This window comes from Olsenella uli, from assembly GCF_016899935.1.
Taxonomy (GTDB): domain Bacteria; phylum Actinomycetota; class Coriobacteriia; order Coriobacteriales; family Atopobiaceae; genus Thermophilibacter; species Thermophilibacter uli_B.
The window spans coordinates 219,955-236,216 of the sequence record NZ_JACJJK010000003.1 but is presented as its reverse complement, the minus strand read 5'-3'; the positions used below and the strand labels follow the sequence as shown (position 1 = coordinate 236,216).

Below are 16,262 nucleotides of genomic sequence, written 5' to 3'. Positions count from 1 at the left end.
TCACTCCTGGTCGGAGACGAGGGCGACGCCGGCAGCGGCGGCGAGCTCCTCGGGCGTGGGCTGTCGGTCGATCCGCACGGCGAGGTAGACGCAGGCGGCCATGAAGACGACGTCGAGCAGCAGGTCGAACGAGAGGCCGAAGACGCCGCGCTCCAACAGGCGTCCCACGACCTGCACGAGGTCGAGCGCCAGCGCGATCGCCGCCACCACCAGAAACGGCCTGACCTTCTGCGGGCGGTTGGAGCCCCAGATGCCGAGCGCGCCCACGCCCACGCTCGCGCCCGCCGCGACGCCGCCAAAGACGAGCAGCGCGTAGAGCGTCCCCGTGACCGTGACGGGGACGCCCGAGATGACGGCGCGCTCGCCCTCCCCGTACACGACGAGGGCGGCGCCAAACACGGCGACCACCACAATGGTGAGCACGCCCTTCAGGACGATGAGCTCGGAGAGCAGGTGCAGCACGCGCTGGTGGCGCGACCGCAGGAACGTCTCGCCGGAAACGCCCTTGTCGTGCTCCTCCTTGACCTTGTCGGCCAGGCGCGAGCAGATCAGCACGTAGACGATCGTCGTCGTGAGGACGATGGGATTGAACAGGATGAAGGTGCCCATGCCCCAGCCCCACACGATGGCCACGAGCACGGCGAGCCCCACGAGGTAGCACAGGAACCGGTACGGCCCCACGCGCGCGGAGTTGTTGGAGGCCGCAAGCCCCAGGATCGCCGTCAGGACGAGCAGGCCGGCGGCCACGAGAATCATCACGCCAAAGGTGACCGACGCCCAGAAGTCGGCGCCGCCGATGACGCCCGGCACGAGCACGAGCAGCCCGCCGACCAGCGCCAGGGCGCCGATGCCCCCCATGAGCAGCGAGACCATGCGCAGCACCGCCTGCGCGGGCGTCCGCGGGATCGAAGGCTCCAGGTCCTCCATGCGCTGCCACCTCCCTGACACGAATCTGAACGTAGGGAGTATACCCAAACGCACGGACGCGCCCGCAGGCGCCCCGGCCCCTCTCGCCCCTGGGGCAGGGCGGGACGCGCCGGCATCACGCAAAGGTGACGGACTCGTAGTCGGTGGGCTCGGCGAGGTAGCCACGCTCGGCAAGGGCGAGCCCTATCTCGTCGAGGTCCCGCTCACTCCGGGCGCTCACGTGATGGAAGTGGTAGCCGCTCGTGACCTCCAGAAGCGGCGCGGACACCCCGGAGGAGAGCTCTTCCATGAAGCGCGCCACGTCACGTCGGCTCCCGATGCCCAGCTCGGAGGAGACCTTGCCGTAGACGCGGTGGTTCACGAAGACGTCCTCCACGCAGCCGCCCAGGTCGACCACGCAGGTGAGCTCGTCGGCGGTCTGCTCCGCCGTGTGACGACACTTGAAGAGACGCATCGGTCGGTCGGGCGCGCTCGGGGCGAGAAGGACGTAGCCGCGGTTGGTGGAGACGATCTTCTCCCCGCGCGTGCGCAGGAGGGCGACGTCGGTCACCACCACCTGACGGCTCACGCCGCACCGCGCGGCGAGCGCGCCGCCGGAGAGCGGGCGGTCGGACGCACGCAGGGCCGCGAGGATCTTCTCGCGACGGGCCTCCCCCGACCCGCCGCTCACCCCAGAACCTCCAGGTGCTTGAGGGAGAGGTCGAGGATCGGCGCGGAGTGCGTGAGCGCGCCGCAGGAGACGAAGTCCACGCCCAGGTCCGCGTAGCGGCCCGCGTTGGCGGCCCCCACGTTGCCGGAGGCCTCGGTCTGCGCGCGCCCGGCGATCAGGGCGACGGCGGCGGCCATGTCGTCGTGGGCCATATTGTCCAGCATGATGATGTCCGCCCCGGCCTCCACGGCCTCGCGCACCATGTCCAAGCTCTCGCACTCCACCTCGACCTTGTCCACGAAGGGCGCCGACGTGCGCGCCATGGCCACCGCATCGGCCACGCCGCCGGCGGCGTCGATGTGGTTGTCCTTGAGCAGCACGCCGTCCGAGAGGCCAAAGCGATGGAGGCTCCCGCCGCCCAGGCGCACGGCCTCGCGCTCGAAGAGGCGCATGCCGGGCGTGGTCTTGCGCGTGCAGACGAGCGTGGTCCCGGTACCCGCGAGCGCCGCCACGATGCCCGCCGTGTAGGTGGCGATGCCGCTCATGCGCTGCAGGTAGTTGAGGGCCGTGCGCTCCCCCTCCAGCAGAACGCGGACGTCGCCCTCCACGGTGGCGACGTGCTGGCCGGCGCTCACGCGCTCGCCGTCCGCCACGTCGGCGGTGACGCGCGTGGCCGGGTCGAGCAGCGCAAAGACGCGCGAGAAGACCGAGAGGCCCGCGATCACGCCGTCGGCCTTGGCGATGAGCTGCACGCGGCCGGGATGCGGCTCCGGCATCACGGCGGCGGTGGAGACGTCGCCGAAGGGCATGTCCTCGCGCAGCGCCGCGCGGATGTGGTCGTCCATCTGCATCTGGATCATGGGGTCGGTCATGGGGAATCTCCTCTCTCGACGGCCGCGGGACGGACGCGCGAGCGCGCCCGTCTCACGCGGCACCGGTGAGCAGCGCCACGTCGGTCACGTCGCGCGAACCCGCCACAAAGCGGGAGCGCGCCCGGGCGGCTGCGGCGAGCTGCGTCGCCGTGTCCTCGACAAAGCGGTCGCGCATGATCTTGTCGGCCGCCCGCTGCGCGAAGACGAGCGACTCCAGCAGGCTGTTGGAGGCCAGCCGGTTCTTGCCGTGCACCCCGTTGCAGCAGGTCTCGCCGCAGGCAAAGAGGTGCGGCAGCGTGGTCTCGGAGTCAGCGTCCACGTGGATGCCGCCCATGAAGTAGTGCTGGGCGGGCACCACGGGAATCGGCTCCTCACGGATATCGTAGCCCTCCTCGAGGCAGCGCTCCAGGATGTGCGTGAAGTGGCCCTCCACGACCTCGCGCGGCACGCGCTCGAAGGAGAGCCACACGTGCTCGGCGCCGGTCCGACGCATCTCGGCAAAGATGGCGGCGGAGACCACGTCGCGCGGCTGCAGCTCGTCGCAGAAGCGCTCGCCGGCGTCGTTCAGCAGGATGGCGCCCTCCCCGCGCGCGGACTCGGAGATGAGGAAGGCGCGCCCGGGCCTCTCGCTCCAGAGCGAGGTGGGGTGGACCTGCACGTAGTCCATGTGCTCGAGCAGGACCCCGTGCTCGGCAGCCACGCGGCAGCCGTCCCCGGTGAGGCACGAGAAGTTCGTGGAGCGCGAGTAGAGGCCGCCCACCCCGCCCGTGGCGAGGACGGTGGCGTCCGCGCGGATCTCGAGCCGCTCGCCCGCCGGCCCCGTGGCCACGACGCCGCGGCACACGCGCCGCCCGTCCCCCTCGAAGCCCTCCAGAAGGTCCGTCATGCAGGTGTGCTCGAGGATGCGCGCGTGGGGCAGCCCGCGCACGTCGGCGAGCAGGTGCGTGGTGATCTCCTTGCCGGTCACGTCCTCGTGGTAGACGATGCGCGGACGGGAGTGCGCGCCCTCGCGCGTGTAGTCCAGCTCGCCGTCCGGTCTGCGGGCGAAGCGCACACCGCGCTTGATCAGGTCGTCGATGATCGGGCGGCTCGCGCGGATCATGAGGTCCACGCTCTCCAGGCGGTTCTCGTAGTGGCCGGCGCGCAGCGTGTCCTCGAAGAAGGACTCGTAGTCGTCCGGGTCGTGCAGGACGCAGATGCCGCCCTGGGCGAGCATGGAGTCGCAGTGGTCCGCCTCCTCCTTGGAGAGCAGGACCACGCTGAGCGCCGCCGGCAGGTTGAGCGCGCAGTAGAGCCCCGCCACGCCGCAGCCGACGATGACCACGTCGCAGTCGATCACCCCATCAAAGTTTTCTGTTAATTGGGGACTGTCCCCAATTTGCAGACGCGGGGACATCAGCGGGCCCCCAGCTCGAGCATGCGCGTGAGCGCGGCGCGGGCGCCGTCGGCCACCTCGACGGGCGGCAGGCCCACCTCGCCGGTGCCCTCGCGCAGGCACGCGACGAGCCGCTCGGCGGTGATGCGGTCCATGTCCGGGCAGGCCGGGCGCGTGGCCGGGAAGTGGAAGCGCTTGTCGGTCCCGGCGCAGCGGCGCTCCAGCTCGCCGCGCACGCCGTCCACGGTGAGCACGATGTAGTCGCGCGCGGTGCCCGCCACGGCCGCCTCGATGATCTGCGAGGTGGAGCCGGCGACGTCCGCGAGCGCCATCACCTCGGGCCCGCACTCGGGGTGCGCGAGCACCGGCGCCTCCGGGAACGCCTCCTTGAGCGCGCGGACCTCGTCGGCGGAGATGGCCTGATGGATGGGGCAGCAGCCGTCGTTCAGGAGCACGTTCTTCTCGCCCACCTGGCGCGCCACGTAGGAGCCGAGGTGGCGGTCCGGGATGAAGAGGACGTTCTTCTGCGGCAGCGCGCGCACGATGCGCACCGCGTTGGAGGAGGTCACGCAGACGTCGGACCAGGACTTGGCCTCGGCCGTCGAGTTGACGTAGCACGCGACGGCCAGGTCGTCGCCGTAGCGCGCCCGCGCGGCGACGACCGTCTCATGGCGCACCATGTGGGCCATCGGGCAGTCGGCCGCCGGGTCCGGCATGAGGACGGTCTTGTCCGGCGAGAGGAGCTTGGCGCTCTCGGCCATGAAGCGCACGCCGGCAAAGACGAGCGTCCGGCACGGCAGCGTGGCGGCGAGCCTGGCCAGGGCAAACGAGTCGCCCACGTGGTCGGCGAGCTCCTGGACCTCGGGCGGGACGTAGTAGTGCGCCAGGACCGCCGCGTCGCGCTCCGCCTTGAGGCGCGCCACCTCGGCGCGCAGCCCCTCTGTCAGCATGTCCGCTCCCCTCGTCGGCAAACCATGTCAGTATACAGTCTGCTTGACAGGTGACAAGACACTAGCGAGAAGGACGGCGCGCAATCCCAAGCGTTGTGAAGAACGCGTGGCGAGAAGGGCCCGGCGTCTGCGGCCTCGCGACCCCGGGTATTACCTCACACCGTAAGTATCTTCTAATGTTAGGAGAATGATGGACGACACGCCCACCTATGAGGAGCTCGCCCAGGGCCTCCTCGCCGAGCTGGGGGCCATCGGGCGCGCGGTCGGGCCGAAGGCGCTCAACGCCACGCGCGGCGAGACCGCGACGCTGATGTCGCTCTCTCGTGCCGAGACCCCGCTCACCCCCACGCAGCTCGGCGCGCTCACGCACGTGTCCAGCGCACGCACGGCCAACATCCTGCGGTCCCTCGAGGAGAAGGGCCTCGTCACACGCACGCACGCGGCCGTCGACCGCCGCAGCGTCTCCGTGGAGCTCACCGACGCGGGACGCGCCCGCGCGGCCGAGATTCGCGACAACCGCACGCGAACCGTGGTTCGCTATCTGGAGGCCCTCGGCCCGGACGACGCGGCGGAGCTCGTGCGCATCGCGCGCCGCTCGCGCGACATCCTCGTCGAGGCGCTCGCGAGGGAGGTCGTCGAATGAGGATCCTCAGGCTCTTCAAGAACCACGTCCTCGCGCTGCTCGCCGTGGCGGCGCTGCTCGTGGTCTCCGCGAGCGCGGACCTGACGCTGCCCTCCCTCATGTCGGAGATCGTGGACGTGGGCATCCAGCAGGGCGGCGTCGAGAGCCCCGTGCCGGACACCATCCGCGCGAGCGCCCTCGCCGACCTCGAGCTCTTCATGACCGATGACGACGCGGTGCTCGTGGAGGCCGCCTACGCCCCCGCAGACGACGCCGGCGTGCGCGCGTTCCAGGGCACGGACGCCGAGAAGGACGAGGGCTCGAAGCTCGCCCGGGCCCTCGAGCTCCCGGAGGTCGCCGCGCTCGCGCTCGAGCAGGGCGTGGACGCCTCCGCGCTTGGCGGCGACGCGACGCTTCCCGCCGGGACCACGCTCACCCTCGACGACGTGTGCGGCCTCGTGGACGCCGGCGTGGTCTCGCGCGACCAGCTCGCCGCGGCGGCCGAGGCCCTCGGCGAGCAGATGGGCGCCATGGGCGGCACCATCGTCACCCAGCGCTCCATCTCCTACGTGAGCGCCGAGTACGAGGCGCAGGGCATCGCCGCGGCCGACGTGCAGAACGCCTACCTCGGCCGCACCGCGCTCGAGATGTTCGGCCTGTGTCTCGTCAGCCTCGTGGCCACGGTCCTCACGGGCGCGGTGGCCTCCCACACCGCCGCCACCATCGCGCGCGACCTGCGCCGGGAGACCTTCGCCAAGGTCATGCGCTTCTCGCCCGCCGAGGTCAACAAGTTCAGCCAGGCGTCGCTGATCACCCGCTGCACGAACGACATCCAGCAGATCCAGATGGCCGTGACGATGTTCATGCGCCTCGTCCTTCTCGCCCCGATCATGGGGGCCGTGGCCGTGGTGCGCGTGCTCGCCACCTCCACGGACCTCGAGTGGACCATCGGCGTGGCCGTGATCGCCGTGTGCGCCGTGGTGGGCGTGCTCATGGGCCTCACGATGCCCAAGTTCAAGGTGATGCAGAGGCTCGTGGACCGCGTGAACCTGGTGGCGCGCGAGATGCTGGACGGCATCATGCCCATCCGCGCCTTTGGCCGGCAGGACCACGAGCTGGAGCGCTTTGACCAGGCCAGCCGCGAGCTCATGGGCACGCAGCTCTTCACCAACCGCGCGATGAGCTTCATGATGCCGCTGCTCATGTTTGTCATGAACTGCGTGACGGTGCTCATCGTGTGGTTTGGCAGCCACGGCGTGGCCGACGGCGTCATGCAGGTGGGCGACATGATGGCCTTCATCTCCTACACGATGCAGATCGTCATGGCGTTCATGATTCTCACGATGGTCTCCGTGATCCTGCCGCGCGCCGAGGTGGCCGTGGAGCGCGTGGATGAGGTCCGCGAGTGCCCGCTCTCCGTGACCGACCCCGCGCGCCCCAAGCTCCCCGCCGAGGGCGCGCCGCGCGGCGAGCTCACCTTCCGCGACGTGAGCTTCCAGTACCCGGACGCCCGCTACGACGTGATCCAGGGCGTGAGCTTCACCACGCGCCCCGGGCACATGACGGGCATCATCGGCTCCACGGGCTCGGGCAAGTCCACGCTCGTGCAGCTCATCCCGCGTCTCTACGACGTCACGGGCGGCGCAGTGCTGCTCGACGGCGTGGACGTGCGCGACTGGAGCCTCTCGGAGCTGCGCCGGCGCATCGGCTACGTGCCGCAGCAGGGCATGCTCTTCTCCGGCACCGTGGAGACGAACCTCAAGTTCGCCGGCGACTGCGTGAGTGACGAGGACATGCGCGAGGCCGCCCGCGTGGCCCAGGCCGAGGAGTTCATCGAGGAACGGCCCGAGGGCTACGACGCCCCCATCTCCCAGGGCGGCACCAACGTCTCCGGCGGCCAGCGCCAGCGCCTCGCCATCGCGCGCGCCCTGGCCAAGCACCCCGAGGTCGTGGTCTTTGACGACTCGTTCTCCGCGCTCGACTACGCCACGGACGCTCGTCTGCGCGCCGAGCTCGCCCGCACGGTCACCGACGCCGCCGTCGTGGTGGTGGGCCAGCGCATCGCCACGATCATGCACGCCGACGAGATCCTCGTCCTGGACGAGGGCCACGTGGTGGGGCGCGGCACCCACGAGGAGCTGCTGCGCACCTGCCCCGCGTATCTGGAGATCGCCCAGAGCCAGCTCTCCGCCGAGGAGCTCGGGCTGGATGACACGCGGCCGACGGCCGCAGACGCACAAGACACGAAGGGAGGCGAGCGCTGATGCCGCCCGTCAGAGGAGGCCGCGGACGCGGCGAGAAGCCCAAGGACTTCAGGGGCACGATGGTCAGGCTGCTGGGCTACGTGGGGCGGCACAAGGTCGCCGTCCTTCTCGCCCTGCTCTTTGCCGTGGGGTCGGTCGTGTTCAACATCGTGGGGCCGCGCGTGCTGGGCACCGTGACCACCAAGCTCTACGAGGGCCTCGTGGCAACCGTGCAGGGCACGGGCTCGGTCGACTTTGCCTGGATCGGCGCGACGCTCCTGGGCCTTCTGGGCATCTACCTGGCCAGCTCCGCCTGCAACCTCGTGCAGGGCTGGCTCATGACCGGCGTCACGCAGAAGATCTGCTACCGCATGCGCCAGGAGATCGCCGAGAAGATCGCGGTGGTCCCGATGGCCTACTTCAACGAGCACAGCAAGGGCGACGTGCTCTCCCGCATCACCAACGACGTGGACACGCTCGGCCAGTCGCTCAACCAGTCCATCACGCAGCTCATCACCTCGATCACGCAGGTCGTGGGCGTGCTCGTGATGATGCTCTCGATCAGCCTGCCGCTCACGGGCGTGACGGTGCTCACGCTGCCGGCCTCGATCCTCATCGTGGGCGTGGTCGTGCACTTCTCGCAGCGCTACTTCCGCGAGCAGCAACAGGTCCTGGGCACGGTGAACGGCATCGTGGAGGAGGACTTTGCGGGCCAGGGCGTGATCCAGGTCTTTGATAGGGCCGACGCCTCCGTGGAGGAGTTCGAGCGCGAGAACGACCGGCTGTTCACGAGCGCATGGCGCAGCCAGTTCCTCTCCGGCCTGATGATGCCGCTCATGAGCCTCGTGGGCAACATGGGCTACGTAGGCGTCGTCGTGGTGGGGGCGGGGCTCTGCCTCTCCGGACAGGCCGGCCCCGGCGACATCCAGAGCTTCATCCAGTACGTCCGCAACTTCACCCAGCCGATCCAGCAGCTGGCCAACGTGTCCAACACGATGCAGTCCATGGCGGCGGCCACCGAGCGCGTCTTCGAGTTCCTGGCGGCGCCGGAGGAGACCGAGCCGGAAGCCCCACAGCTGCCCGCGCGCCGCGAGGGCCGCGTGGAGTTCGACCACGTGCGCTTTGGCTACGTGCCGGGACAGACCGTCATCCACGACTTCTCCTGCGTGGCCGAGCCCGGCAAGACCGTGGCCATCGTGGGCCCCACGGGCGCCGGCAAGACGACGCTCATCAAGCTGCTGCAGCGCTTCTGGGACGTGGACGCGGGGTCGCTGCGCGTGGACGGCATCGACGTGCGTGACTGGGACCGCGCGGAGCTCCGGCAGGAGTTCGCGATGGTGCTGCAGGACACGTGGCTCTTCAGCGGCACCATCCGCGAGAACATCCGCTACGGCCGGCCGGACGCCACCGACGAGGAGGTGGAGGCTGCGGCCCGCGCGGCGCGCTGCGACCGCTTCATCCACACGCTGGCGGGCGGGTACGACTTCGTGATCAACGAAGAGGGCACCAACCTCAGCCAGGGCCAGCGGCAGCTCGTGACCATCGCGCGCGCCGTGCTGGCCGACCGCCCGGCGCTCATCCTCGACGAGGCCACCTCGAACGTGGACACGCGCACCGAGGAGCTCATCCAGCGCGCGATGGACGAGCTCATGCGCGGGCGGACGAGCTTCGTGATCGCGCACCGGCTGAGCACCATTCGCAACGCGGACGTGATCTTGGTGCTGCGCGACGGCGACGTCGTGGAGAAGGGCACCCACGAGGAGCTTCTCGCCAAGGGCGGGTTCTACGCGGAGCTCTACAACTCCCAGTTCGACCACGCGGCGTAGACGCGACGCGAGAGGGGCCGGAGGGGTTCGTTGACCCTCCGGCCCCCGTTTGTCGTGACGCTGATCCGGGAATTGGCGCGCTTGTTCCGGGGCAGTCTAGAAATCGAGGCCCTTGTCGCGGGGCGTTCTAGAAACCGGGCACCTTGTCCCAGGTCGATCCGGAAATCGGCGTTCTTGTCGCCCCAAACTCTTGGAATCGCCGACCTTGACCCAATCCGTGCGGCGCCGCCGGGACAACCCCGGCGATTCTCGGACGCCACGGGAACAAGACCGGGGATTCCTAGAAGACCGACCGACCCCCGCCCCTACGACAGCGCGATGCCGCCGAGCCAGCCGCACAGGGGCACGGCGAGGGCGCTGTAGTAGCTCGTCCAGTAGGACAGGCTCGTCGAGCGCACGTAGCCCACGTTGTCCATGACCGTGCCGCCGCCGACGTAGATGCCGATGTGGCCGTAGATGCGGCCGGCCGCGCTCGCGGGCGAGCTGTTGACGGCCACGATCATGCCCGGCTGGATGTTGGACGGCGAGGTGTGGCACCAGCTGTAGTACATGTCGTCGGCGTTGCCCCAGAACGAGCCCACGCCGGCGTTCTGGAAGACGTTGGTGACCCACGCGGCGCACAGGCCCGTGCCCGGCGACGGCGTGGAGTGGCACGCGCTGATGACCGCCGAGAGCGACCCGTTGCCGGTGACGAGCGGCTCGTCCGTCACCGTGTTGGGCCCGGAGCCGTGCACCTGCTCGGCGAGCTGCTGGGCGGCGAGCAGCTCGGCGTCGCGCTGGGCCATGAGGTCCTGGACCTCGGCGGAGAGGCTGTCCACGAGCTCCTGCGACTCCTGCTGCTTGGCGCGGGCGTCCTCGAGCTGGGACTGCTGCTGGGCCTGGAGGTCCTCGAGGTCGGCCTTCTGCGCCTCGAGCTCGGCCTGCTCGTCCTCGAGCTGGGCCTTGAGCTCGCGGACCTCGGCGATCATCTCGCTGTCCGCCTCGGTGATCTTGTCGAGGTAGTAGATGTTGCTCGTGAGCTCGTCGAAGGTCGCCGACGAGAGCAGCAGGTCGAGCGTCGAGGACGGGCCCGCCTTGTAGCTCGAGCTCATGCGCTGGCCCAGAATCTCCTGCTTCTCCTCGATCTGGCCCTGCTTCTCGTCAATCTGGTCCTGCTTCTCGTCGATCTGGTCGGAGACGTCGACGATCTGCGCGGTGGTGTCGGAGAGCTGCGAGGCGATCGTCTCGTACTCCGAGGAGATCCGGTCGAGCTCAGCCTGGGCCTCGTCGTAGCTCAGCTGGGCGGCGTCGAGCTTCTCCTGGGTGGTCTGGGCGCGCGCCACGCCGGGGAGCACGGTCGCGCAGACGCCCGCGCCGATCAGCAGGCGGAGGGCGTCGCGACGCGTGACGCAGCGCGGCGTGATGCCGGCGTCGGTCTGGGCGATGCGCGTACGGGGCATGGAGTCTCCTTGGTACGTATGTGCGGCATTGTCGAAACTCATCGCACCATTCTAGCCACAATCGCGCTCGGACACGAGACACACATGAGCCCGCGCCCCGGGCGGCGGCCTCAGCGGTTCTCGATGTGCGCGACGTTGCCCACCGTGATCGTGATGCGTCCCTCGGCGTCGGTCGAGAAGTCCAGGTAGCCCGGGCGCTCCGCGAGCTCCGAGGGGAAGGTGATCTCCACCCCGGTGTCCGTGCGGATCTTGTGGCTGCGCGTGAGGCGGTTGGCCACGCCGCGACGCACTGGCGCCTCCTCGGGGAGCCTGGCCTCCTGGACGCGCTCCTCGAAGCGCTGCTGCACCTCGGGGCGCTCGGCAAAAACGGTCCGGCCCACCTCGGCGGGCGAGAAGGACTCCTCCACGTCGGCGCTTCTCGCCACGGCGGCCTTGACGCGCGCGGCCTCCACGGCCGGCTCCAGGCCGAACTCCTCCGCCACGTCGCGCACGATGACGTTGACCTCGTCGATGACCTCGTGGCTCGAGGCCTCGCTCGTGCACTGCAGGAAGCGCTCGGGGATGACGCTCACGCGCTCGCCGCCCACGGCGCGCTCCTTGTCGTGAAAGTCGATCGCGCCGGTCTCGGCGTCCACGAGCACGTAGGACGCCACCTTCTGGGAGGGGTTGGGCAGCGTGGCGTCCACCCGCGCGATGTCGTTGGCACCGCCGCCGACCTCGTGCACGAACGCCTGGCGGCGCGGCAGCAGCAGGATCGAGAAGAACCTGCGGCCGGCGGGGCCGTCGAACTCCACGTCCTTCTCGTCCGCGCCGTCCGTGTCCGTGAAGTCCGCGACGAGCAGGTCGCACTGCTCGAGGTCCTCCGAGCGGCGCAGCTCCTCCCAGAACCACTGGGCGATCTCCGTCGAGAACTCCACGAACTCGCGCTCGCCGGCCAGGTAGCGCGTAAGCTCCGCGGCAAAGCCCGAGTCCGGGGCGAACTCGCCGTGGCGGCTCTCCGCGTTGGCGGAGATCTTGCGCAGGTGGCGCTGCACGTAGGAGCGCGTCGCGCGGACCGTGAGGTCGAGCGGGCGTTCGGAGAGGTAGGTGGAGCCAGAGTCGAAGTCAAAGACGTGCAGGATCGCGCGGTCTACCTTGAGCATGGGTGTCCTTCTCGAGTCGTGACGACGGGGTGGGAGCAAGCGCGCCCACCCCGATTAATGCACTAAATCAAGCACCGTTTTCTATGTCCGCAGGTCAGAATAACGCACTTGTACGATTTAGCGCGTTATTCGAGCGGGCGGACGAGAAGCGCGCCTACTTGCCGTCCTCCTCGCGCTCGAGCGAGGGAATCTGGTCGCGGAACGCGTTCTCCGTGGCGTTGGCGTGCGGCGACTTCTTGGCGTAGCGCTTGACCGCCGCAGCCGTCTTGTTGATCGACTGCAGCGTGCCCGCGCCGGCCACGCAGCCGCCCGGGCAGGCCATGCCCTCGAGCAGGTAGCCGGGGTACTTGCCCTTGACGGCGTCCTTCATCATCTTGCGGCAGTTCTCCAGGCCCTCCGCGTTGACGACGTTGACCTCGCGCTCGGGGTCCATCACCTTGATCGCGTTGACCACGGCGCCCGCGACGCCGCCCGCCACCGCGAACCCGCGCCCATCGGCGGAGGCCACCTCGAAGTCCGAGCTGCCCTCGCCCGTGAGCTTGGTGTACTCGTCGATGCCGCGGCCCTTCATCATGCCGGCCATCTCCTCGAAGGTGAGCACAAAATCCACCTCGGAGCGCACGGACTTGCGCATGGCCTCGAGCTTCTTCGCCGAGCACGGCCCCACGAAGACGATCTTGGCGTTGGGGTGCTGCTGGCGTAGCAGGCGCGCCGTGAGCGTCATGGGCGTGAGGGCCATCGAGATGCACTCCGCGTGGTCCGGGAACTCGGTCTTGGCCATGACCGACCACGCCGGGCAGCACGAGGTGCCCATGAACGGAATCTTCTCGGGCACCTCCTCCATGAAGTCCTCGGCCTCCTGGACGGTGCAGAGGTCCGCGCCCACCGCGACCTCCTCCATGCCGGAGAAGCCGAGCATCGTGAAGGCCTGGCGCAGCTTGTCCACGTTGCCCTTGCCGCCGAACTGACCCACGAAGGCCGGCGCCACCTCGGCGATGACCTCGTCGCCGCGGTTGATGGCCTGGATGACCTGGAAGATCTGGCTCTTGTCGGCGATGGCGCCGAACGGGCAGTTGATCAGGCACTGGCCGCAGGAGACGCACTTCTCGTAGTCGATCTGGGCGCGGCCGTGCTCGTCGGAGCCGATGGCGTGCATGCCGCAGGCGTCCGCGCAGGGGCGCACCTGGTGCTGGATCGCGTGGTAGGGGCAGGTCTTGAAGCACATGCCGCAGTGGATGCACTTCTCCTGATCGATGTAGGCCTTCTTGTCCCTGAACGAGATGGCGCCCTTGGGGCAAATCTCGCGGCAGGGGTGCGCGAGGCAGCCCTGGCAGGCGTCGGTCACGCGGTAGGTGTTGTCCGCGCAGGCGTTGCACGCGAACTTGATGACGTTGATCAGCGGCGGCTCGTAGTAGGTCTCGGGCACGCAGGCGTCGGCGAGGCCGTCGGTGAGGCTCTCGCGCTTGTCCACGCCCTGCAGCGGCAGGCCCATGGCCAGGCGGATGCGCTGCTCCACGATCGCGCGCTCCAGGAAGACCGACTCGCGGTAGGTGGCCACGTCGCCGGGGATGATCTCGTACGGGAGGTCACGGAGCTTGCGGCGGGTGGTCTTCTCGTCGTCGTCCTTCATCTCGTAGGCGATCTTGGCCACGCTGGAGAACACGTTGCGGCGGATCTCGGTCAGGTTGGTGTAGACGCCGCGCATGGTATCGGCCATGGTTGCCCCTCTCCCGGGTGTCTCGTCGTGCGTCGCGCCTCCCCTCAGAGGCGCGTTCTCAACCAGTCAGTATCGCACAGCGGACGGGCGGGTGGCGGCGGCGTTCCCCTCGGCGTCGCGCGATTTGCGGCCTGCGGCAGGTTGTGCGCAATCTGCGAGGTTATGCGCGGCCGGGGAGGTTATGCGCGTCGTTTGATCGTCTCTATCCGCCGGTCACGGGCGTGCCGAGAAGAACCTCGGCGCGCGGCCGTGCGCATAACCTCGCGGCGTGCGCACAACCTCACTCCGGGCCGCTCAGAGCGCGGGCGGGCGCTCCGGCCAGAGGCGGGTGGGCCAGGCGGTCTCCAGACGCAGGCGCGCGCCGGTCACGGGGTGCGTGACGTCCTCGCGCCAGGCGTGGAGCATGAGTCCGGCCGGGCTACGCGGCCCGCCGTAGAGCGCGTCGCCCACGATCGGGTGGCCGAGCGCGGCCAGGTGCACGCGGATCTGGTGGCGCCGGCCGGTCACGAGCGTGACCATGAGCAGCGTGCGCCCGTTCTTCTCGGCGATGCGGCGGACGCGGGTCTCGGCGGGGCTGCCCTGCTCCGGGCGACAGACGCGCATGCGGCGCGCGTCATGGCGGTCCCGACCGACGGGCAGGAGCACGGTCTTCTTGGCCCAGGGGACGCGCCCCGCCACCACCGCGAGGTAGGTCTTGTCCATGTCATGGCCCGCGACCTGCGCGTCCAGCGCCGGCTGCGTTGCGCGGTCAAGCGAGAAGAGCACGACGCCGGTGGTCTCACGGTCCAGGCGCTGCACCGCCTGCGGGCGCGCTCCCGTGCGGCCCGCCGCCGCCAGGTGCGCCGCCACGACGTCCGTGAGCGTGCGCGCGCCCGTGCCGTCGCCGTGCACGATGATTCCCGCCGGCTTGTCCCAGGCGAGAAGGACCTCGTCCTCGTATATCGGCACGCCTTCGTCCACGCCAACCCTCTCCTGCCCGCAGTCCCAGTGCTGCCGATACGCGACTTCCAACGTTTTAGCGGCCCGTTCCGTCGGAAGTCGCGTACTGTCGTGAGGCAATATGCGATTTCCGACGGAATATGCGGGCAAAACGTTGGAAGTCGCGTATCGGCCGGGGACGAAAGCGGCTACGCCAGGCGGGCGAGAACCGCCTGCGCCAGCTGGTCCATCGGAACCTGCGTCTGCTCGTGCGTGGCCATGTCGCGCAGGGTGGCGGCGCCGGCAGCCACCTCGTCGCCGCCGATGACCACGCAGAGGCGAGCGCGCAGCTTGTCGGCCTGCTTGAACTGGGACTTGAGCGAGCGGCCCTGATAGTCGGCCTCGGTGCGCACGCCCGCTGCGCGCAGCGCCAGGCAGGCATCGAACGCCGCAGCGCGCTCCGCCTCGCCGCCCGTGCAGGCCACGTAGACGCAGGTCGGCTCGTCGCCGCCCATCTCCACGCCCGCCGCCGCGAGCGCGAGCGCGATCCGCTCGAAGCCCACCGCAAAGCCCAGGCCCGGCGTGGGCTTGCCGCCCTCGAGCTCCACCAGGCCGTCGTAGCGCCCGCCGCCGCCGATGGCGCCCACGCCCGAGCCCACGGCCTCCACCTCGAAGACCGTGCGCGTGTAGTAGTCCAGGCCGCGCACCAGCGTGGGGTCCTCCACGTAGGCCACGCCGGCCGCGTCCAGATAGCGCTTGACCGCGGCGTAGTGCGCGGCGCACTCCTCGCAGAGGTTGTCCGGCGCGAGCGGCGCGTCCCTCATGACCTCGCGGCAGTGGTCGTTCTTGCAGTCAAAGGCGCGCAGCGGGTTGATCTGGGCGCGCTCGAGGCAGTCCTCGCACATCTCGTCCTTGTGGTCCAGGATGAACGCGCGGACCTTGTCGCGGTAGGCGGGGCGGCACGCGGCGTCGCCCATCGAGTTGATGACCAGGCGCAGGTTCTCGCGGGCAAAGCCCAGGCGCTCGAAGTAGGTCATGAGCATGATGATGCACTCGGCGTCCGCGGCCGGGTCGCTCGCGCCCAGCCACTCGACGCCCACCTGGTGGAACTGGCGCAGGCGCCCCTTCTGCGGGCGCTCGCCGCGAAACATCGCCTCCGCGTACCAGAGCTTGGCCGGCGCCGCCCCCTGCGGCACGAGGTTGTTCTCCACCACGGCGCGCACCACGCCCGCCGTGCCCTCGGGCCGCATGGCCATGCGCTGGCGCGGCTTGAGGTGGCTCTCGGACCCGCGCTCCAGCACGTCGGGCAGGAGCGCGCCGGAGAAGACGCGGAACATCTCCTTGCGCACCACGTCGGTGGATTCGCCGATGCCGTGCACGAAGGTGTCCACCTGCTCGATGGCCGGCGTCTCGATCTGGTCGAAGCCGTACGCGCCAAAGAGCTCGCGCGCCACGTCGACCATGCGCTGCCAGGCGCGCATGTAGCCGCCGTAGAGGTCCTCGGTCCCCTGAACCTTCTGAGCCATCGGGCATCCCTTCTCGCCGTGCGGTTTTACAGCCGTTCAGTATACCGCGAGTGGCA

At 69.7% G+C, this 16,262-nt stretch carries 13 protein-coding genes; 3 read left to right on the top strand and 10 right to left on the bottom strand.

The genetic code is table 11. The features are described from left to right. The 5 genes from H6A07_RS04210 to nadA form a co-directional block, all read right to left on the bottom strand. Entirely contained in the window at positions 1 to 927 is a 927-nt protein-coding gene (locus H6A07_RS04210; RefSeq protein ID WP_204813675.1) for a hypothetical protein, read from the bottom strand. 115 nt (positions 928 to 1,042) lie between these two features. Then, complete coding sequence (locus H6A07_RS04205) at positions 1,043 to 1,597, bottom strand: 3H domain-containing protein (RefSeq protein WP_204813674.1); 555 nt, start codon at positions 1,595 to 1,597, stop codon at positions 1,043 to 1,045. After that, positions 1,594 to 2,448: a carboxylating nicotinate-nucleotide diphosphorylase gene (nadC, locus tag H6A07_RS04200; protein WP_204813673.1), complete on the bottom strand. Its 855-nt coding sequence runs from the start codon at positions 2,446 to 2,448 to the stop codon at positions 1,594 to 1,596. The genes H6A07_RS04205 and nadC overlap by 4 nt, the downstream gene beginning before the upstream one ends. 52 nt (positions 2,449 to 2,500) lie before the next feature. Beyond that, positions 2,501 to 3,787 carry an L-aspartate oxidase gene (locus tag H6A07_RS04195; RefSeq protein WP_342636555.1) on the bottom strand — a complete coding sequence of 429 codons (1,287 nt, stop codon included), beginning with the start codon at positions 3,785 to 3,787 and terminating at the stop codon, positions 2,501 to 2,503. Between the two features lie 56 nt (positions 3,788 to 3,843). After that, positions 3,844 to 4,773: a quinolinate synthase NadA gene (nadA, locus tag H6A07_RS04190; RefSeq protein ID WP_204813671.1), complete on the bottom strand. Its 930-nt coding sequence runs from the start codon at positions 4,771 to 4,773 to the stop codon at positions 3,844 to 3,846. Between the two features lie 190 nt (positions 4,774 to 4,963). On the opposite strand from nadA, the gene H6A07_RS04185 reads away from it, so the two are divergent. The 3 genes from H6A07_RS04185 to H6A07_RS04175 are packed head-to-tail and all read left to right on the top strand — an operon-like array spanning position 4,964 to position 9,464. Beyond that, positions 4,964 to 5,416, top strand: coding sequence for a MarR family winged helix-turn-helix transcriptional regulator (locus tag H6A07_RS04185; protein ID WP_204813670.1), 453 nt, complete (start codon positions 4,964 to 4,966; stop codon positions 5,414 to 5,416). Next, entirely contained in the window at positions 5,413 to 7,659 is a 2,247-nt protein-coding gene (locus H6A07_RS04180) for an ABC transporter ATP-binding protein (RefSeq protein ID WP_204813669.1), read from the top strand. Before H6A07_RS04185 ends, H6A07_RS04180 begins: the two co-directional genes overlap by 4 nt. Further along, the gene (locus H6A07_RS04175) at positions 7,659 to 9,464 is read left to right on the top strand and encodes an ABC transporter ATP-binding protein (protein WP_204813668.1); all 1,806 of its coding nucleotides are present in this window, start codon (positions 7,659 to 7,661) and stop codon (positions 9,462 to 9,464) included. Before H6A07_RS04180 ends, H6A07_RS04175 begins: the two co-directional genes overlap by 1 nt. Before the next feature lie 305 nt (positions 9,465 to 9,769). Here H6A07_RS04175 and H6A07_RS04170 read toward each other — a convergent pair whose 3' ends face one another. The 5 genes from H6A07_RS04170 to hisS form a co-directional block, all read right to left on the bottom strand. Next, on the bottom strand, positions 9,770 to 10,903 hold the full coding sequence (locus H6A07_RS04170) for a coiled-coil domain-containing protein (protein WP_204813667.1): 1,134 nt from the start codon (positions 10,901 to 10,903) through the stop codon (positions 9,770 to 9,772). A 110-nt stretch (positions 10,904 to 11,013) separates the two neighbouring features. Continuing rightward, entirely contained in the window at positions 11,014 to 12,045 is a 1,032-nt protein-coding gene (locus H6A07_RS04165) for a nucleoid-associated protein (RefSeq protein ID WP_204813666.1), read from the bottom strand. A 154-nt stretch (positions 12,046 to 12,199) separates the two neighbouring features. Further along, positions 12,200 to 13,762, bottom strand: a complete 1,563-nt coding sequence (locus H6A07_RS04160; protein ID WP_204813665.1) for a 4Fe-4S dicluster domain-containing protein — start codon at positions 13,760 to 13,762, stop codon at positions 12,200 to 12,202. A 294-nt stretch (positions 13,763 to 14,056) separates the two neighbouring features. Continuing rightward, positions 14,057 to 14,710: an RluA family pseudouridine synthase gene (locus H6A07_RS04155; protein WP_342636554.1), complete on the bottom strand. Its 654-nt coding sequence runs from the start codon at positions 14,708 to 14,710 to the stop codon at positions 14,057 to 14,059. 179 nt (positions 14,711 to 14,889) lie between these two features. Continuing rightward, positions 14,890 to 16,206 carry a histidine--tRNA ligase gene (gene hisS, locus H6A07_RS04150; RefSeq protein ID WP_204813663.1) on the bottom strand — a complete coding sequence of 439 codons (1,317 nt, stop codon included), beginning with the start codon at positions 16,204 to 16,206 and terminating at the stop codon, positions 14,890 to 14,892. Positions 16,207 to 16,262 lie beyond the last annotated feature (56 nt).